This window comes from Rhizobium sp. T1470 (assembly GCF_042140505.1).
GTDB classification, from domain to species: Bacteria; Pseudomonadota; Alphaproteobacteria; order Rhizobiales; family Rhizobiaceae; genus Rhizobium; species Rhizobium favelukesii.
Map to the genome: position 1 here is coordinate 1,908,289 of NZ_CP148091.1, position 14,964 is coordinate 1,923,252.

The following is a 14,964-nucleotide window of genomic DNA, read 5'->3' on the forward strand; positions in this document are numbered from 1 at the left end:
AGAAGTAGGGATGGTGTTGTATCCGCCACAGTTCTATCTCATTTGTGATCGAACAAGGGAAGAAACCCGGTGGCGGGTGCGGCAATCTCAAGTATTAATGCTATGTTGAATTCTTATGACATAGCATCGGCAGTCGAAGGGGAATTCGTTGCCGCCGGAGCCAGGACAGCATAGTTTGGACCGGTTCGTACCCCTTAACGGCCTTGGCCGGCTGGGGCTCCAAGCATGGAGCAGGCCAATGAGTGGACCGTTATTTCACCTTGAAATGCGGCGTGCTGGAAGGAAAGTGATATGAGCAAAGTCAGCGGCAGCAACGGCGGCGACTCTAAGAACACCCTGTACTGCTCCTTCTGCGGAAAGAGCCAGCACGAAGTCCGGAAGCTTATTGCCGGACCGACCGTTTTCATCTGCGATGAATGCGTCGAATTGTGCATGGACATCATCCGCGAGGAGAACAAGTCCTCGATGGTCAAGTCCCGTGACGGTGTCCCGACGCCTCAGGACATCATCAAGGTACTCGACGAATATGTCATCGGTCAGCGCCAGGCGAAGAAGATCCTGTCGGTTGCCGTTCACAACCATTACAAGCGCCTCGCGCATGCCACGAAGAATAGCGAAGTCGAACTGTCGAAGTCGAACATCATGCTGGTCGGCCCGACCGGCTGCGGCAAGACCTATCTTGCCCAGACGCTCGCCCGTATCATCGACGTTCCCTTCACGATGGCCGACGCGACGACGCTGACCGAAGCCGGCTATGTCGGCGAGGACGTCGAGAACATTATCCTGAAGCTGCTGCAGGCTGCAGACTACAATGTCGAGCGGGCCCAGCGCGGCATCGTCTACATCGACGAAGTTGACAAGATTTCCCGCAAGTCCGACAACCCGTCGATCACCCGCGACGTTTCGGGTGAGGGCGTTCAGCAGGCGCTTCTGAAGATCATGGAAGGCACGGTTGCCTCGGTGCCCCCGCAGGGCGGCCGCAAGCATCCGCAGCAGGAATTCCTGCAAGTCGACACGACGAACATCCTGTTCATCTGCGGCGGCGCCTTTGCCGGCCTCGACAAGATCATTTCTGCCCGCGGCGAGAAGACCTCGATCGGCTTCGGTGCAACGGTGAAGGCTCCAGACGACCGCCGTGTCGGCGAAGTCCTGCGTGAACTAGAGCCGGAAGATCTGGTCAAGTTCGGTCTCATCCCTGAGTTCATCGGCCGTCTGCCGGTCTTGGCGACGCTTGAGGATCTCGACGAGGATGCGCTGATCCAGATCCTTTCCGAGCCGAAGAATGCGCTGATCAAGCAGTACCAGCGCCTGTTCGAGATGGAAGACGTGGAACTGACCTTCCACGAGGATGCTCTTCGCGAGATCGCCCGCAAGGCGATCGTGCGCAAAACCGGCGCTCGCGGCCTTCGCTCGATCATGGAGAAGATCCTGCTTGATACGATGTTCGAACTGCCGGCGCTGGAAGGCGTACGTGAAGTCGTCATCTCCGAGGAAGTGGCACGCGGCTCTGCCCGTCCGCTTTACATCTACGCCGATCGACAGGACGAGAAGGCCAACGCTTCGGCGTGAGACGTTAGAGATATCTTGACGATACGAACCGTGAATTTAAGGGGCTTGCCGTCGGCAGGCCCCTTTCTATTTGAAAACCAGTGCACGACCCTGATAAATCTTGCTAAAGAGGTCGGAAAGCGCCTCTGCGGCCGTTGCGGATTCCCACGTCCGTGGCAATTATGGAATGATTCCGTTTGGTGTGTTTCGGTCTTGTGTGTTAGCCGGCGCGGAAGTGGCAAGCGCCGGTCCAGCCTGGCGCTCCAGAGTGAAGGTGTTCCGTTGTAGCATAGCTGTCATGTCCGAGGGGACACCGGCCATGGCGCAGCTTGAAAAGCATAGTCAGAACCTCCACTTGTGTCTCAAGTGGAGTGCGGCCCGGTTCTAGTGGCCGCGCCAGAAGAGCCCGGCAACGGGACGATGGAAAGGAAATAAAATGACGAAGAAAACGTCAGCTGCGAGCATCGCATATCCGGTTTTGCCCCTGCGCGACATCGTCGTCTTCCCGCATATGATCGTGCCGCTGTTCGTCGGCCGCGAGAAGTCGATCCGTGCGCTGGAGGAGGTCATGGGATCGGACAAGCAGATCATGCTCGTCACACAAATCAACGCGAGCGATGACGATCCGGAACCGTCCGCCATCCACAATGTCGGCACCGTCGCCAACGTATTGCAGTTGCTGAAGCTGCCTGATGGCACCGTCAAGGTCCTGGTCGAAGGTCGCGCACGCGCCGAGATCGATGCCTACACCGATCGCGAGGATTTCTATGAAGCCCTCGGTCATGTTCTCGAAGAGCCGCAGGACGATCCGGTCGAACTCGAAGCTCTGAGCCGTTCGGTTGTCTCCGAATTCGAGAGCTACGTAAAACTCAACAAGAAGATCTCGCCGGAAGTTGTCGGGGCGGCCAGCCAGATCGACGACTACTCGAAGCTCGCCGATACGGTCGCTTCGCATCTGTCGATCAAGATCACCGAAAAGCAGGAGATGCTGGAAACCACCAGCGTCAAGGCTCGCCTCGAAAAGGCGCTCGGCTTCATGGAAGGCGAGATTTCGGTTCTGCAAGTCGAGAAGCGCATCCGCTCGCGCGTCAAGCGCCAGATGGAGAAGACCCAGCGCGAGTACTACCTGAATGAGCAGATGAAGGCGATCCAGAAGGAACTCGGCGACGGCGAGGAAGGCCGCGACGAGATGGCCGAACTGGAAGAGCGCATCACGAAGACGAAGCTGTCCAAGGAAGCCCGCGAAAAGGCCGATGCCGAGCTGAAAAAGCTGCGGCAGATGAGCCCGATGTCTGCTGAAGCGACCGTGGTCCGCAACTACCTCGACTGGCTGCTGGGTATTCCGTGGGGCAAGAAGTCGAAGATCAAGTCAGACCTCAACAACGCCGAGAAGATTCTCGAAGCCGATCACTTCGGTCTCGACAAGGTCAAGGAGCGCATCGTCGAGTACCTGGCTGTTCAGGCTCGCGCGACCAAGATCAAGGGTCCGATCCTGTGCCTCGTCGGCCCTCCGGGCGTCGGCAAGACCTCGCTTGCCCAGTCGATCGCCAAGGCGACCGGCCGTGAGTATGTCCGCATGGCGCTTGGCGGCGTTCGTGACGAAGCCGAAATCCGCGGTCACCGCCGCACCTACATCGGTTCGATGCCCGGCAAGGTCATCCAGTCGATGAAGAAGGCAAAGAAGTCCAATCCACTCTTCCTGTTCGATGAAATCGACAAGATGGGCCAGGATTTCCGTGGCGATCCGTCGTCGGCTCTGCTCGAAGTGCTGGATCCGGCTCAGAACTCGACCTTCATGGATCACTACCTGGAAGTCGAATACGACCTGTCGGACGTGATGTTCATCACGACGGCGAACACGCTGAACATTCCTGCACCTTTGATGGACCGCATGGAAGTCATCCGTATCGCCGGCTACACCGAAGACGAAAAGCGCGAGATCGCCAAGCGGCACCTGCTGCCGAAGGCGATCAAGGAACACGCGCTGCAGCCGAACGAATTCTCGGTCAGCGACGATGCGCTGATGGCGATCAGCCAGCAGTATACCCGCGAAGCCGGTGTTCGTAACTTCGAACGCGAATTGATGAAGCTCGCCCGCAAGGCGGTCACCGAGATCATCAAGGGCAAGACGAAGTCCGTTCATGTGACCGCAGAGAACATTGACGACTATCTGGGCGTTCCGCGCTTCCGCCATGGCGAAGCCGAACGCGAAGATCAGGTCGGCGTTGTAACCGGTCTTGCCTGGACGGAAGTCGGTGGCGAACTGCTGACGATCGAAGGCGTGATGATGCCAGGCAAGGGTCGCATGACCGTTACCGGCAACCTGAAGGAAGTCATGAAGGAATCGATTTCCGCAGCGGCATCCTATGTGCGCTCGCGCGCAGTCGATTTCGGCATCCAGCCACCGCTCTTCGACAAGAGCGACATCCACGTGCACGTGCCGGAAGGCGCGACGCCGAAGGATGGCCCGTCGGCCGGTGTCGCCATGGCAACCGCGATCGTCTCGATCATGACCGGTATCCCGGTCGACAGGAACGTCGCGATGACCGGTGAAATCACGCTGCGCGGCCGCGTGCTGCCGATCGGCGGTCTGAAGGAAAAGCTGCTTGCAGCGCTTCGCGGCGGCATCAAGAAGGTGCTGATCCCGGAAGAAAATGCCAAGGATCTGGCGGAGATTCCGGACAACGTGAAGAACAACATGGAGATCATCCCGGTGTCCCGCATGGGCGAGGTGATCAAGCATGCGCTGGTCCGCAGACCCGAGCCGATCGAGTGGGATGGCACGGTGGAAACGCCGGTCATTGCAACGGTCGAAGGGCTCGACGAAACGGGTGCAACCATAGCTCACTGAGCCATGTTTGCCACATTCGCGCCCAATTGCTTAAAAACCCTGAAAAGGCTGGCGTTTTCGCCAGCCTTTTTTTGTGAAATCGACACGCAGACGCTTGCATTTCCTTGATTTGCAGGGTCTTTGGGGTGCGGCGGGCCTGATGAACTCCGTTCTGCGCCTAGCTTATAGATTTGAGTCGTTTCGAACCATTTAGAAAGGGGTGGAAACATGAACAAGAATGAACTCGTGTCCGCAGTTGCCGAAAAGGCAGGACTCTCGAAGACCGACGCTGCTTCCGCAGTTGATGCTGTTTTCGAAGTCGTCCAGGCTGAACTGAAGGGCAAGGGCGACGTTCGTCTCGCTGGTTTCGGTAGCTTCACCGTTTCCCATCGCGCTGCCACGAAGGGCCGCAACCCGTCCACCGGCGCTGAAGTCGATATTCCGGCTCGCAACGTGCCGAAGTTCACGCCCGGCAAGGGCCTGAAGGACGCCGTAAACGGCTGATATGAATTTGCTTGGCGGCCGGACCACCAGACCGGCGGTGTAAGTTTCGAAGGGTTCGGCCACGGCCGAACCCTTTTTGCTTTTCGCGGACTTGTCGGCACACGAAGCACGTCCTATGAAATGGTTGTTCTCAGGGCGGGGTGAAAGTCCCCACCGGCGGTAAGAGCTTCGGCTCAAGCCCGCGAGCGTCTTTCGGCCGATCTGCCGAAAGGGTCAGCAGATCCGGTGCAACTCCGGAGCCGACGGTTACAGTCCGGATGAAAGAGAATGAGCGGAGCGGGCGGGGCGAAATCTGTCCTTGCCGTGACATCGCGCTCATGCGTCCTGATTTGTGTTGGTTTCGGATGAAAGACATGAATTAGACTTCCCAGATATCTTCTGCCTCGCGTGCAATGGTCGGTGCTGCCTGGATGGTCGCCGCGGGCATTGCCTTCTCGATCCTCAATGTCCTCACACAGTGGCTGACGATGAAGCTCGCCTTTCCCTCGGCCTCGGCAGCCTTCTGGCAGTATGCCATTGCATTGGTCTTCTCGTTGCCCTTTCTCCGGCGCGTCGGCCTCGGGGCGATGCGAACGCGCTATCCCTGGCGCCATGTCGTGCGCGTTGCCTTTGCGGCATTCGGCGTGACGACCTGGGTCGCAGGACTCGCGTCCGTACCGATCTGGCAGGCGATTGCGTTGGTGATGACCTCGCCGTTCTTCATCATCATGGGTGCACGCATCTTCCTTGGTGAATATATCGGTCCCGCGAGGTGGGCAGCGACCGGTACCGGCTTCGTCGGAGCGATGATCATCCTGCAGCCATGGTCCGATAGCTTCAGTTGGGCGGCGTTTTTGCCGATCCTCTCTGCCCTTCTGTGGGGCGCCTCGTCGCTGATCACCAAGAGTCTCACCGGAGTGGAACGGCCCGAAACCATCACCGTCGGGCTGCTGGCACTCCTCACTCCGATCAACGGCGGCTTGGCTGTGGCCGCCGGCCTCAGCATCCCCTCCGGCCTGACGCTTCTCCTTTTTGTCGTGGCAGGTCTGCTGACCGTCATGGCCCAATATTTCCTGACGCTCGCCTACAGCACGGCCGATGCCGCCTACATCCAGCCTTTCGACGATCTGAAGCTTCCCCTGAATGTTTTTGCCGGCTGGCTGGTCTTCGGCTATGCCCCGACCGGTTATCTCTGGTTGGGTGCGCTGCTGATCCTCGGGGCATCGCTCTTCATCATGCGGAACGAAATGAAAAAGGAGCAGGGGGCCGGCTAACGCAGCCGGAATACGGCGCAGGTGTCATTGCGCTGTCATGCCCGTCCCGCAAAAACCCTGTGTTTGAATTCATGGGGGATTTCGTGACAATATTTTCGCGCAAGACAGCGGTTGTTGCCGTGCTTCTGACGACGGCGGCCTTTCCGGCCGCCGCAGAGCCCGTTATCAACCGCATCGCAACCTTCCCGGTGGCATCCAACCTGCCGGAGGGAAAAGACAAGCTTTCGGCCACGTCGGCGGAAATCATTACGGCCACTGACGACGGCATGACGCTGATCTACAGCGATAGCCCGCTCGGTGCGATCTGCTTTGTCGATATCTCAGACGCCAAGGCACCAAAGGCCGGTGGGGCGCTCATGATGGACGGCGAGCCGACATCCGTGACATCCGCTGCGGGCAAGGTGCTGGTTGCGGTCAATACGTCGAAGAGCAAGGCAAAGCCCTCGGGGCGCCTGGCGATCGTTGACGTTGCCACCGAGAAGATCGAGAGCACCTGTGATCTTGGCGGTCAGCCGGATTCCATCGCGCTCAACAAGGACAAGACCCTCGGCACGATCGCAATCGAGAACGAGCGTGACGAAGAGGTGAACGACGGCAAGATTCCGCAGCTGCCAGCCGGCGACCTGGTCGTATTCCAGATCAAGGATGGCACGGTTGATTGCGGCTCGATCAAGCACGTCGCGCTGAGCGGACTTGCCGGGATCGCGGCCGACGATCCGGAACCGGAATTCGTCTCCCTCAACGATCAGAACGAGATCGCCCTGACCCTTCAGGAAAACAACGAAATCGTCATCATTGACGCGGTAACTGCGTCTGTGAAGACGCACTTCTCCGCGGGCAGCGTCGATCTTGCAGGCATCGACACCAAGCGCGATGGCGCGCTGAAGTTTGCCGGTGAGCTCAAGAACGTCGCACGCGAGCCTGACGCTGTGAAGTGGCTCGACAATGATCGTCTGGTCGTCGCCAACGAAGGCGACTATCAAGGCGGTTCGCGCGGTTTCACGATTTTCGACACAACCGGCAAGGTACTCTATGAGTCCGGTGCCTCCTTCGAACGCGCCGTTGCCAATATCGGTCATTATCCGGACAAGCGTTCATCCGCCAAGGGTGTCGAGCCGGAAGGCCTGGAAGTGGCAACGATCGGAGGTCAGAAATATATACTCCTGCTCGCGGAGCGCGCCTCCGTCGTCGGCGTCTACAAGGATACCGGTGCCGTGCCTCAACTCGTCCAGATCCTTCCGTCCGGCGTTTCACCTGAGGGCGCTGTCGCCGTTCCGTCGCGCAATCTTCTCGCCACCGCCAACGAAGTCGATCTCGGCAAGGATAGTGGCCCGCGGTCGCATGTGATGATCTATGAACTTGCCGAGGGTGAGATCGCCTATCCGAAGATCGTTGCCGCCGAAAAGGACGGCAACCCGGTTGGCTTTTCGGCGCTCTCCGGCCTTGCTGCCGTTCCGGAAAAGCCAGGCCAGCTGTTTGCGGTCAGCGACAGCGTGCTCGGCATGCAGCCGACGATCTACACGATCGACGTAACCAAGGAGCCAGCCGTGATCACCGAGGCGCTGACCGTGAAGCGCGACGGCCAGCCGGCACAAAAGCTCGACATCGAGGGTGTGGCTGTCGATGAAAAGGGTTGGATCTGGCTGGCGTCGGAAGGCAACAGTGAGAAGCTGGTGCCGCACGCTCTCTATCACGTCAACCCAAAGGGCGAGATCAAGGAAGAGATAGCACTTCCGAAGGAGCTGGCGGCTAACGAAATCCGCTACGGCTTTGAAGGCGTGACGATCGTCGGCTCCGGCGACGACGCGACGCTCTGGATGGCCGTTCAGCGTGAGTGGAAGGATGACGAGAAGGGCTTTGTCAAACTCGTTTCCTACAATGCGAAGAGCAAGGAGTGGGGTGCCGTCCGCTACCCGCTCGACAAGTCCGAAGGGGGGTGGGTCGGTCTTTCCGAAATCTCCGCTCACGGCGACAGCGTCTACATCATCGAACGCGACAATCTCGTCGGTGACGCGGCAAAGCTGAAGAAACTCTACAAGGTGGCGATATCAGATCTGAAGCCCGCCAAGTTGGGCGGCGAGTTGCCGGTGGTCAAGAAGACTGAGGCTCACGACTTCCTTCCGGAGTTAAAGGCCGCCACCAACGGCTATGTTCTCGACAAGCTAGAAGGCTTCGCTTTCGATGCCTCCGGCAAGGCCTACGCGGTCACGGACAATGACGGCGTCGACGATTCCTCGGGTGAAACCCTGTTCTTCCCGGTCAATCTCGTCGGCACGAACTGAGATTGATCTATCAAGGAAACAGAATGGCCGGGTCTTAGCCCGGCCATTTTTTCTTGTGGTCGTCTTACCAGCGCTGGTGGACATAGGGAGCGACCAGCCGCTCGTAGATCTCGCGTGTTGCGTCCATCACTTCATGCGATAGCGGCGCGAGGCCAGCAGCTGCTGCGTTGGCGCGTGCATGTTCGGCGTTGCGTGCGCCGGGGATGACGACGGTTACCGAATCGCTCATCAGGATCCAGCGCAGCGCGAAGGCCGCCATTGTTGCGCCGGCCGGCACGAGCTTGCGCACTTCCTCCACAGCCTGCAGGCCGACCTCGAAGGGAACGCCGGCAAATGTCTCGCCGACGTCGAAGGCCTCGCCGTGGCGATTGAAATTGCGGTGATCGTCGCTCGCAAACTTCGTCTCGCGAGAGATCTTCCCGGACAACAGCCCGCTTGCGAGCGGCACGCGGGCGATGACCGCGATGTTCCTTCGTCGCGCCTCCTGGAAGAACAGGTGATCGGGCCGCTGGCGGAAGAGGTTGTAGATGATCTGGATGCTGACGACGCCAGGATACTCGATCGCCTTCAGCGCTTCCTCGACTTTTGCGACGCTGACGCCGTAGCCTCTGATCTTGCCGGCCTTCTGCAACTCATTCAGGCCTTCGAAGACCTCCGGGCGATAAAGCACCTCGGTCGGCGGGCAATGCAATTGCACGAGGTCGAGGCTGTCGACGCGCAGATTCTTCAGGCTGCGATCGATGAAGCCTTCGAGATTGGCCTTGGTGTAGCCGTCGGCAACATGCGGATTGAGCCGCCGACCTGCCTTGGTCGCAACCATCGGCCGTTCGCCGCCGCGGCTATCGAGAACGTCGGCAATGATCTTTTCCGACCGGCCATCGCCGTAAACGTCGGCGGTATCGATGAAGGTCATGCCGGCGTCGAGCGCCGCATTCAGCGCATCGCGACCGTCGGCTTCGCTGACATCGCCCCAGGCGCCGCCGATCTGCCATGCGCCGAAGCCGATATTCGTGACGGTGTGGGGCAGGTGACCGAAAGAATGCTGTTTCATGGAAATCCTCCGCGTGATGAAATGCCAGGCACTAGCAGTCGCCCAGGCAGGGAGCAAGCGTCTGCAGCCGAGATAGGGCGGCATCTGCCAAGCGTTGCCAATTCTGGCGAAGAGCGACGCAAACGGCGCGGTCGGCGACCGATTTGCCAGATATCGCTGTCGTCGGACACGTCGTATCACTGGCCGGTGACTGAAGGCCTGCTGGTCAACAGGACAGGCTGTACGATCGAGCCATACATCGCTTGGATGATGCGGACGCTTGGCTTACGGTCGGCTCAGACGGGCAGGTCAAGTTCGAAAGGAAAATCTGATGGAGATCAAACCCTGCGGATCACAACCCTCGATGAAGGCGCCGGCAGAGTATTTCACGGGATCCGTCCGCCAGGATCCATTGATGGATGCGCCGAGCCCGGCCCGGATGCGGGTGGTGAGCGTCACCTTCGAGCCAGGTTCCCGAACCGCATGGCACACCCATCCGCTGGGACAGACCCTCTTTGTCACCGCCGGAAAAGGCCTGGCGCAGAGCGAGGGCGGCCCCCTTCGTGAAATTCGCGCCGGCGATACGGTCTGGTTCGCGCCGGGCGAAAAACACTGGCATGGCGCCGCACCCGATACCGCGATGACGCACATCGCGATCCATGAAGCGCTTGACGGCAGCGCCGCCGACTGGATGGAACGCGTTACCGACGAGCAATACACCGGAACGGCCTGAGGTCAGAGACGCTTGAGACAGTAGGAAAAATGCGCGTGCGATTCGACCGTTAGGAACTCGAACTGCCAGCCATAATCCTTGCAGAATTTGGTGACCGCTTCGACGACGCCGTAGACGATCGGCTTCACAGTGTTGCCGGTGCAGAAATCGTGCCCGGCGATTCTTCCCGTTCGTTTCACTTTCTTCTCGCAAAGGAGGAGTTCCTGCCAGGTGAGCTCGAAGGAATGGTCCGTATCGATGTAGGCCCAGTCGAGGAAGTCATCGTCGAACTCGGCGAGCTTTTCGAGCGATGTGCCCTGCATCAGGTGCAGTTGTCCGCTCTCGATCTGGTCTTTGAATTGAGTGTGGATTTGATCGAGCCCCGAACTATAGCGGTCCATGCTCCAGGGATCGATCAGGTAAAGCTGCGCTGGCCGGTTCTTTTCGAGGATCTCTGCCGTGTACTCCCCAAAGGCGGCTCCGACTTCGACACCGATGCCGCCGTTCGGGATACGATAGAGCAACTCGCCCCGATCCGGCAGCAGCCTTGCGTTCTCCATGTGATGAGCGGCAAGCTGGGTCCTCGGCATGCTCGCCCGTTGTGCCTGCCGTTCCGCGCGTGTTTTCATGATGATGTCTCGGATGATGCTTGTACAATTGGACCGTGCGGCCCGTGAGAACCACCTTATAGCCAGTGCGACGTAAAGTTGGCTAGGCTTCTTCCTGAGGAAGGCGCAACGCAGATCGCCGACGTCTGATTCTATCGATAAATGAGCCAGTCCTTCGGCACGTGCGAGACATTCGTCACGCCATGTATGGAGACATTGTCTCCGCCCGATGCCTTTGCCATAGCGAGCGCTTGCTCGGCGAATGCGATCACGCCATCAGCAGTCAGGGCCTCCTTCGACATACATATCCCGACCGAGAATGAAAGCGCAGCGGCCCGTTTTCCGGATACTGGATGCACCACCGCAAGCCCCTTTATTCGATCGCGGAGCCTGTCGATGAGCCGCATGATTTCCGTCTCGTCTGCGGTTCGGAAAACGAAACCGAAGCGACCGCGATCGAAGCGGCAGGCCAGGTCTTCTTTGCTGGAGATCCCCTGGATCAGCTCGCCGATTTTCTTGAGGACGGGTTCGAGGAGGTTCGGAACGGCGGCAATCGTCTCATAGCCGTCGATGTCCGCAAAGGCGATTCCACAAAGATCAGGCAGCCCTGATTTCTCGTAGATCTTGGCTAGTTCCTTGTTGAACCCCCGGCGGTTCCCCAGCCCGGTCACCGTATCGACAAATCTGGCAGCGTTCGCCGCGGCGGTCTCTCGCTGCACCTCCTCAAGTTTCTGCGATTTCTCCACCACCTTCGAGGCGAGCATTGAGCTTTGTGCCTCGCGAGCGTGTGTGGCCGAGCTCACCGATTGCAACGATTGCGTGAGAGCGACCTTGTCTGTCACATCATTGGCTTCGAAAATTCGGGCAGCTTGGCTGATGACACTTCCGTAACGCGTAAGAGCGGACTTCTCCTCGTTGAGCAGGGAGAGGATGCTCTGCAGCTCCTGCTGCACCTGGCCGGAACGCGCCTCGAGTAGGCTGCCTTCGAAGTGATGGGGCAGGTAACGTCGGCAAATCGCATCCAGAGCATCCTGCGTCTTGACCGGGCCGAGCGACCTGAGTTCACGGGCGAGATCCGGACTATTGCCGGTCATGGCCTCGAACACGAGCTCATAGTTGCGCGGCAGCCCCTCGATACCCAATTGTTGCAAGACCGTTGCAACGCGAAAGGCCAGATTCGTGTGCGTATTGGGCTGCACCAGATGCTCTCCACCGTGACACTGTGTTTACCATCGATGAACTGCGGGAAGGGGCCGGATCACCGGCCAGCATGGCAGTCACTATTTAGGCAAGGTATGCTGGGGACTTCCTGCAGCGACCTTTGGCCGTGCCGAAAAGCATAAGAGATATGTATGAGAGAAACCGCAGAGCGTCATGCTCGCGCGGCAGACAACTTATAAGAACAATATTGCGCGCGCTCAATTAAAACGGAGTAAATGCCGAATTTGGCATAGAATGATGTGAACCTGCTGGCGCGCGTTTGGCTCCCAGCCGCTTGAGATCCGGTGGTCTTCGCTTGGCCGGCAGGCGTCTGCTGGCGCGGGCAGCGAAAGACGTTTTGCCAGTAGCAAATGCCATCGCGGATATGAACGGAAAGAATGGTGGGCGATGAGAGACTCGAACTCCCGACATCCTCGGTGTAAACGAGGCGCTCTACCAACTGAGCTAATCGCCCTCGCGAGAACGGTCCGGTTCGGTCCGCCGCGTCGGTGGCCGTGATCTATGCGGATCGCGGACAAACCGCAAGAGTGTTTGCGAAGATTTTTTGATTTTTTTGAGTGGAGCTGCTCGCCTTGCTTTGGTCTCGGCGATTTCTGAACTGTGGAAAACCGCAGGCTGGGCAGGCGAGGGCTGGGGAGTTGGTTGCCTGCCCGCAGCTCGGCAGGCACTCACTTAACAATACTTCGATTTTGCCCATGGAATTTGAGGCCCCGAAAACAATTCGCGGACTGTCATCGTTTTGTCTCTAAAGCTGCTTGACACTGAAATGCGAACCCCTTAGTTAGCCGCTCATCGAAGCGGCGAGGCTGCTTTGACATGGACGCGAAAGCTTCCGGATGCTTGAAATGAATGCGGGTGTAGCTCAGTCGGTTAGAGTGCCGGCCTGTCACGCCGGAGGTCGCGGGTTCGAGCCCCGTCACTCGCGCCATTTCAAGAAAAGGTACCACCTGGTGCTTGATCCGGTCCTTTGGTCCAACATGCGCGGGTGTAGCTCAGTCGGTTAGAGTGCCGGCCTGTCACGCCGGAGGTCGCGGGTTCGAGCCCCGTCACTCGCGCCATTCCGTCCCGGATAGGGTGTTTTTCTCTTCTTGTTGCATGCCTGCTTGGTCACCGGTTCCGATCTTTCCGTTGGCTTGGAGTTCGTCTTTCGTTGCGAGCCATGCAATATCCGACGGGCTGGCATGCAGTCTGAATCGACTTGTGTGGATTTGTCGCGACATCATTGCATCTGCTTGATAATGTCGCGCCTCGGCAGTCGAATTGGTGCTCTAAAAGTCTTGCGCCGTGGCGCTGGCTGCGCTAACCACGGCTGTGTTGCAACGCACGTTCGCTTGCCGGGCAATTGCCCACTTGCGCCTTCCTGGCGCAGCCCGCAAGCAGGGATGAACCTGATGACTGGACTGCTCAGTTCCTATATTCCGATCGCTATTTTCATTGGTATCGCCCTTGTAATCGGCCTGGCGCTTCTGATCGCGCCGTTTGCCGTTGCCTTCAAGGCGCCTGATTCCGAAAAGCTTTCGGCCTTCGAGTGCGGCTTCAACGCATTCGATGACGCTCGCATGAAGTTCGATATCCGTTTCTACTTGGTATCAATCCTCTTCATCATCTTCGACCTCGAAGTCGCTTTCCTCTTTCCGTGGGCCGTTTCGTTCGGCGCGATCGGCTGGTTCGGCTTCTGGTCCATGATGGTCTTCCTCGCTGTGCTGACCATCGGCTTTATCTATGAATGGAAAAAGGGAGCCCTGGAATGGGAGTAGCCCAAAGCGATAAGGCGCTCGTCGCGCCACACCCGAAGGGCATCATCGACCCGGCAACGGGAAAGCCGATCGGCAGCGACAGCGCCGTCTTCGGCGAAATCAACGATGAACTGGCCGATAAGGGCTTTCTCGTTACCTCGACCCGCGATCTGATCACCTGGGCCCGTACGGGCTCGTTGATGTGGATGCAATTCGGTCTGGCATGCTGTGCCGTCGAAGGCCTGATGCAGGTTTCCGGTCCGCGTTACGACATGGAGCGCTTCGGTGTTGCTCCGCGCGCTTCGCCGCGCCAGTCGGACGTTATGATCGTTGCCGGCACGCTGACCAACAAGATGGCGCCTGCGCTGCGCAAGGTCTACGACCAGATGCCTGAGCCGCGCTACGTCATCTCGATGGGATCCTGCGCCAATGGCGGCGGTTACTATCACTATTCCTATTCGGTCGTCCGTGGTTGCGACCGTGTCGTTCCTGTCGATATCTACGTGCCGGGCTGTCCCCCCACGGCAGAAGCGCTGCTCTACGGGGTGCTGCTTCTGCAGAAGAAGATCCGTCGAACCGGAACGATCGAGCGCTAAGGGCGGAGGACTGTCATGACTGAAGCCTTGAGCGAATTGTCTTCGTATCTCCGCGAGATGCGCGGCGATCTCTTTCTCGATGCATCCATCAGCTACGATGAGCTGAACGTCGCTGCGACGCCGGAAACGATTCTGGCGCTGCTGACGTTCCTGCGCGACGACGCACGCTGCGGCTTCATCAGCATGATCGATATCTGCGGTGTAGACTGGCCGCAGCGCGAAAAGCGTTTCGATGTCGTCTATCACCTGCTGTCGCCGAAGCAAAACCTGCGCATCCGTGTCAAGGTTGCCGTGGCTGACGGCGAACCGGTGCCGTCGGCAACCGCCGTTTATAAGGGTGCCGAATGGTTCGAGCGGGAAGCCTGGGACATGTACGGCATTCCGTTCTCCGGTCATGCGGACCTGCGCCGTCTTCTCACCGATTACGGTTTCGAGGGCCACCCGCTGCGCAAGGACTTCCCGACGACGGGTTACGTCGAAGTGCGTTATGACGATGCTGCCAAGCGCGTTGTCTACGAACCCGTCGAACTGAAGCAGGAATTCCGCAATTTCGACTTCATGTCCCCTTGGGAGGGCACGGACTACGTGCTGCCGGGAGACGAGAAGGCGGCGAAGTGAAGATGAGGCTCGGATTTCTTGAAGCC

General features: G+C 58.8%; 12 protein-coding genes, 3 tRNA genes and 1 riboswitch. Of the genes, 11 read left to right on the forward strand and 4 right to left on the reverse strand.

Features of this window, described 5'->3' with window-relative positions; genetic code table 11:
- The first annotated feature begins 291 nt into the window (after positions 1 to 291).
- The 5 genes from clpX to WGT02_RS09620 all read left to right on the forward strand — a co-directional run bounded on the left by clpX (position 292) and on the right by WGT02_RS09620 (position 8,417).
- Positions 292 to 1,569, forward strand: coding sequence for an ATP-dependent Clp protease ATP-binding subunit ClpX (clpX, locus tag WGT02_RS09600; protein ID WP_024314733.1), 1,278 nt, complete (start codon positions 292 to 294; stop codon positions 1,567 to 1,569).
- Between the two features lie 415 nt (positions 1,570 to 1,984).
- On the forward strand, positions 1,985 to 4,399 hold the full coding sequence (gene lon, locus WGT02_RS09605) for an endopeptidase La (protein WP_024314732.1): 2,415 nt from the start codon (positions 1,985 to 1,987) through the stop codon (positions 4,397 to 4,399).
- Between the two features lie 207 nt (positions 4,400 to 4,606).
- Positions 4,607 to 4,882 (forward strand): DNA-binding protein HupB, encoded by a 276-nt coding sequence (gene hupB, locus WGT02_RS09610; protein ID WP_007531759.1) that lies wholly within the window; start codon positions 4,607 to 4,609, stop codon positions 4,880 to 4,882.
- 122 nt (positions 4,883 to 5,004) lie between these two features.
- A riboswitch (FMN riboswitch) is annotated at positions 5,005 to 5,155 on the forward strand.
- A gap of 119 nt (positions 5,156 to 5,274) precedes the next feature.
- Positions 5,275 to 6,135 (forward strand): DMT family transporter, encoded by an 861-nt coding sequence (locus WGT02_RS09615; RefSeq protein ID WP_208248157.1) that lies wholly within the window; start codon positions 5,275 to 5,277, stop codon positions 6,133 to 6,135.
- A gap of 71 nt (positions 6,136 to 6,206) precedes the next feature.
- Positions 6,207 to 8,417: an esterase-like activity of phytase family protein gene (locus WGT02_RS09620; protein WP_208250455.1), complete on the forward strand. Its 2,211-nt coding sequence runs from the start codon at positions 6,207 to 6,209 to the stop codon at positions 8,415 to 8,417.
- Positions 8,418 to 8,481: 64 nt separating this feature from the next.
- Here WGT02_RS09620 and WGT02_RS09625 read toward each other — a convergent pair whose 3' ends face one another.
- On the reverse strand, positions 8,482 to 9,468 hold the full coding sequence (locus WGT02_RS09625) for an aldo/keto reductase (protein WP_024314729.1): 987 nt from the start codon (positions 9,466 to 9,468) through the stop codon (positions 8,482 to 8,484).
- 310 nt (positions 9,469 to 9,778) lie between these two features.
- Here WGT02_RS09625 and WGT02_RS09630 point away from each other — a divergent pair, with 310 nt between their 5' ends.
- The gene (locus tag WGT02_RS09630; RefSeq protein WP_024314728.1) at positions 9,779 to 10,180 is read left to right on the forward strand and encodes a cupin domain-containing protein; all 402 of its coding nucleotides are present in this window, start codon (positions 9,779 to 9,781) and stop codon (positions 10,178 to 10,180) included.
- A gap of 2 nt (positions 10,181 to 10,182) precedes the next feature.
- Here WGT02_RS09630 and WGT02_RS09635 read toward each other — a convergent pair whose 3' ends face one another.
- The 3 genes from WGT02_RS09635 to WGT02_RS09645 form a co-directional block, all read right to left on the reverse strand.
- Positions 10,183 to 10,788 (reverse strand): class I SAM-dependent methyltransferase, encoded by a 606-nt coding sequence (locus WGT02_RS09635; RefSeq protein ID WP_024314727.1) that lies wholly within the window; start codon positions 10,786 to 10,788, stop codon positions 10,183 to 10,185.
- Between the two features lie 131 nt (positions 10,789 to 10,919).
- The gene (locus tag WGT02_RS09640; RefSeq protein ID WP_024314726.1) at positions 10,920 to 11,966 is read right to left on the reverse strand and encodes a GGDEF domain-containing protein; all 1,047 of its coding nucleotides are present in this window, start codon (positions 11,964 to 11,966) and stop codon (positions 10,920 to 10,922) included.
- Between the two features lie 400 nt (positions 11,967 to 12,366).
- Positions 12,367 to 12,442, reverse strand: a tRNA-Val gene (locus tag WGT02_RS09645).
- 397 nt (positions 12,443 to 12,839) lie between these two features.
- Between WGT02_RS09645 and WGT02_RS09650 the strand changes: the two genes are divergently transcribed.
- The 5 genes from WGT02_RS09650 to WGT02_RS09670 all read left to right on the forward strand — a co-directional run bounded on the left by WGT02_RS09650 (position 12,840) and on the right by WGT02_RS09670 (position 14,938).
- A tRNA-Asp gene (locus tag WGT02_RS09650) sits at positions 12,840 to 12,916 on the forward strand.
- A 53-nt stretch (positions 12,917 to 12,969) separates the two neighbouring features.
- Positions 12,970 to 13,046 (forward strand) — tRNA-Asp (locus tag WGT02_RS09655).
- A 333-nt stretch (positions 13,047 to 13,379) separates the two neighbouring features.
- On the forward strand, positions 13,380 to 13,745 hold the full coding sequence (locus WGT02_RS09660) for an NADH-quinone oxidoreductase subunit A (RefSeq protein ID WP_007789653.1): 366 nt from the start codon (positions 13,380 to 13,382) through the stop codon (positions 13,743 to 13,745).
- A complete protein-coding gene (locus tag WGT02_RS09665; protein WP_024314725.1) occupies positions 13,736 to 14,320 on the forward strand; it encodes an NADH-quinone oxidoreductase subunit B family protein in 585 nt (194 codons plus the stop codon). Before WGT02_RS09660 ends, WGT02_RS09665 begins: the two co-directional genes overlap by 10 nt.
- 15 nt (positions 14,321 to 14,335) lie before the next feature.
- Positions 14,336 to 14,938, forward strand: a complete 603-nt coding sequence (locus WGT02_RS09670) for an NADH-quinone oxidoreductase subunit C (protein ID WP_024314724.1) — start codon at positions 14,336 to 14,338, stop codon at positions 14,936 to 14,938.
- Positions 14,939 to 14,964 lie beyond the last annotated feature (26 nt).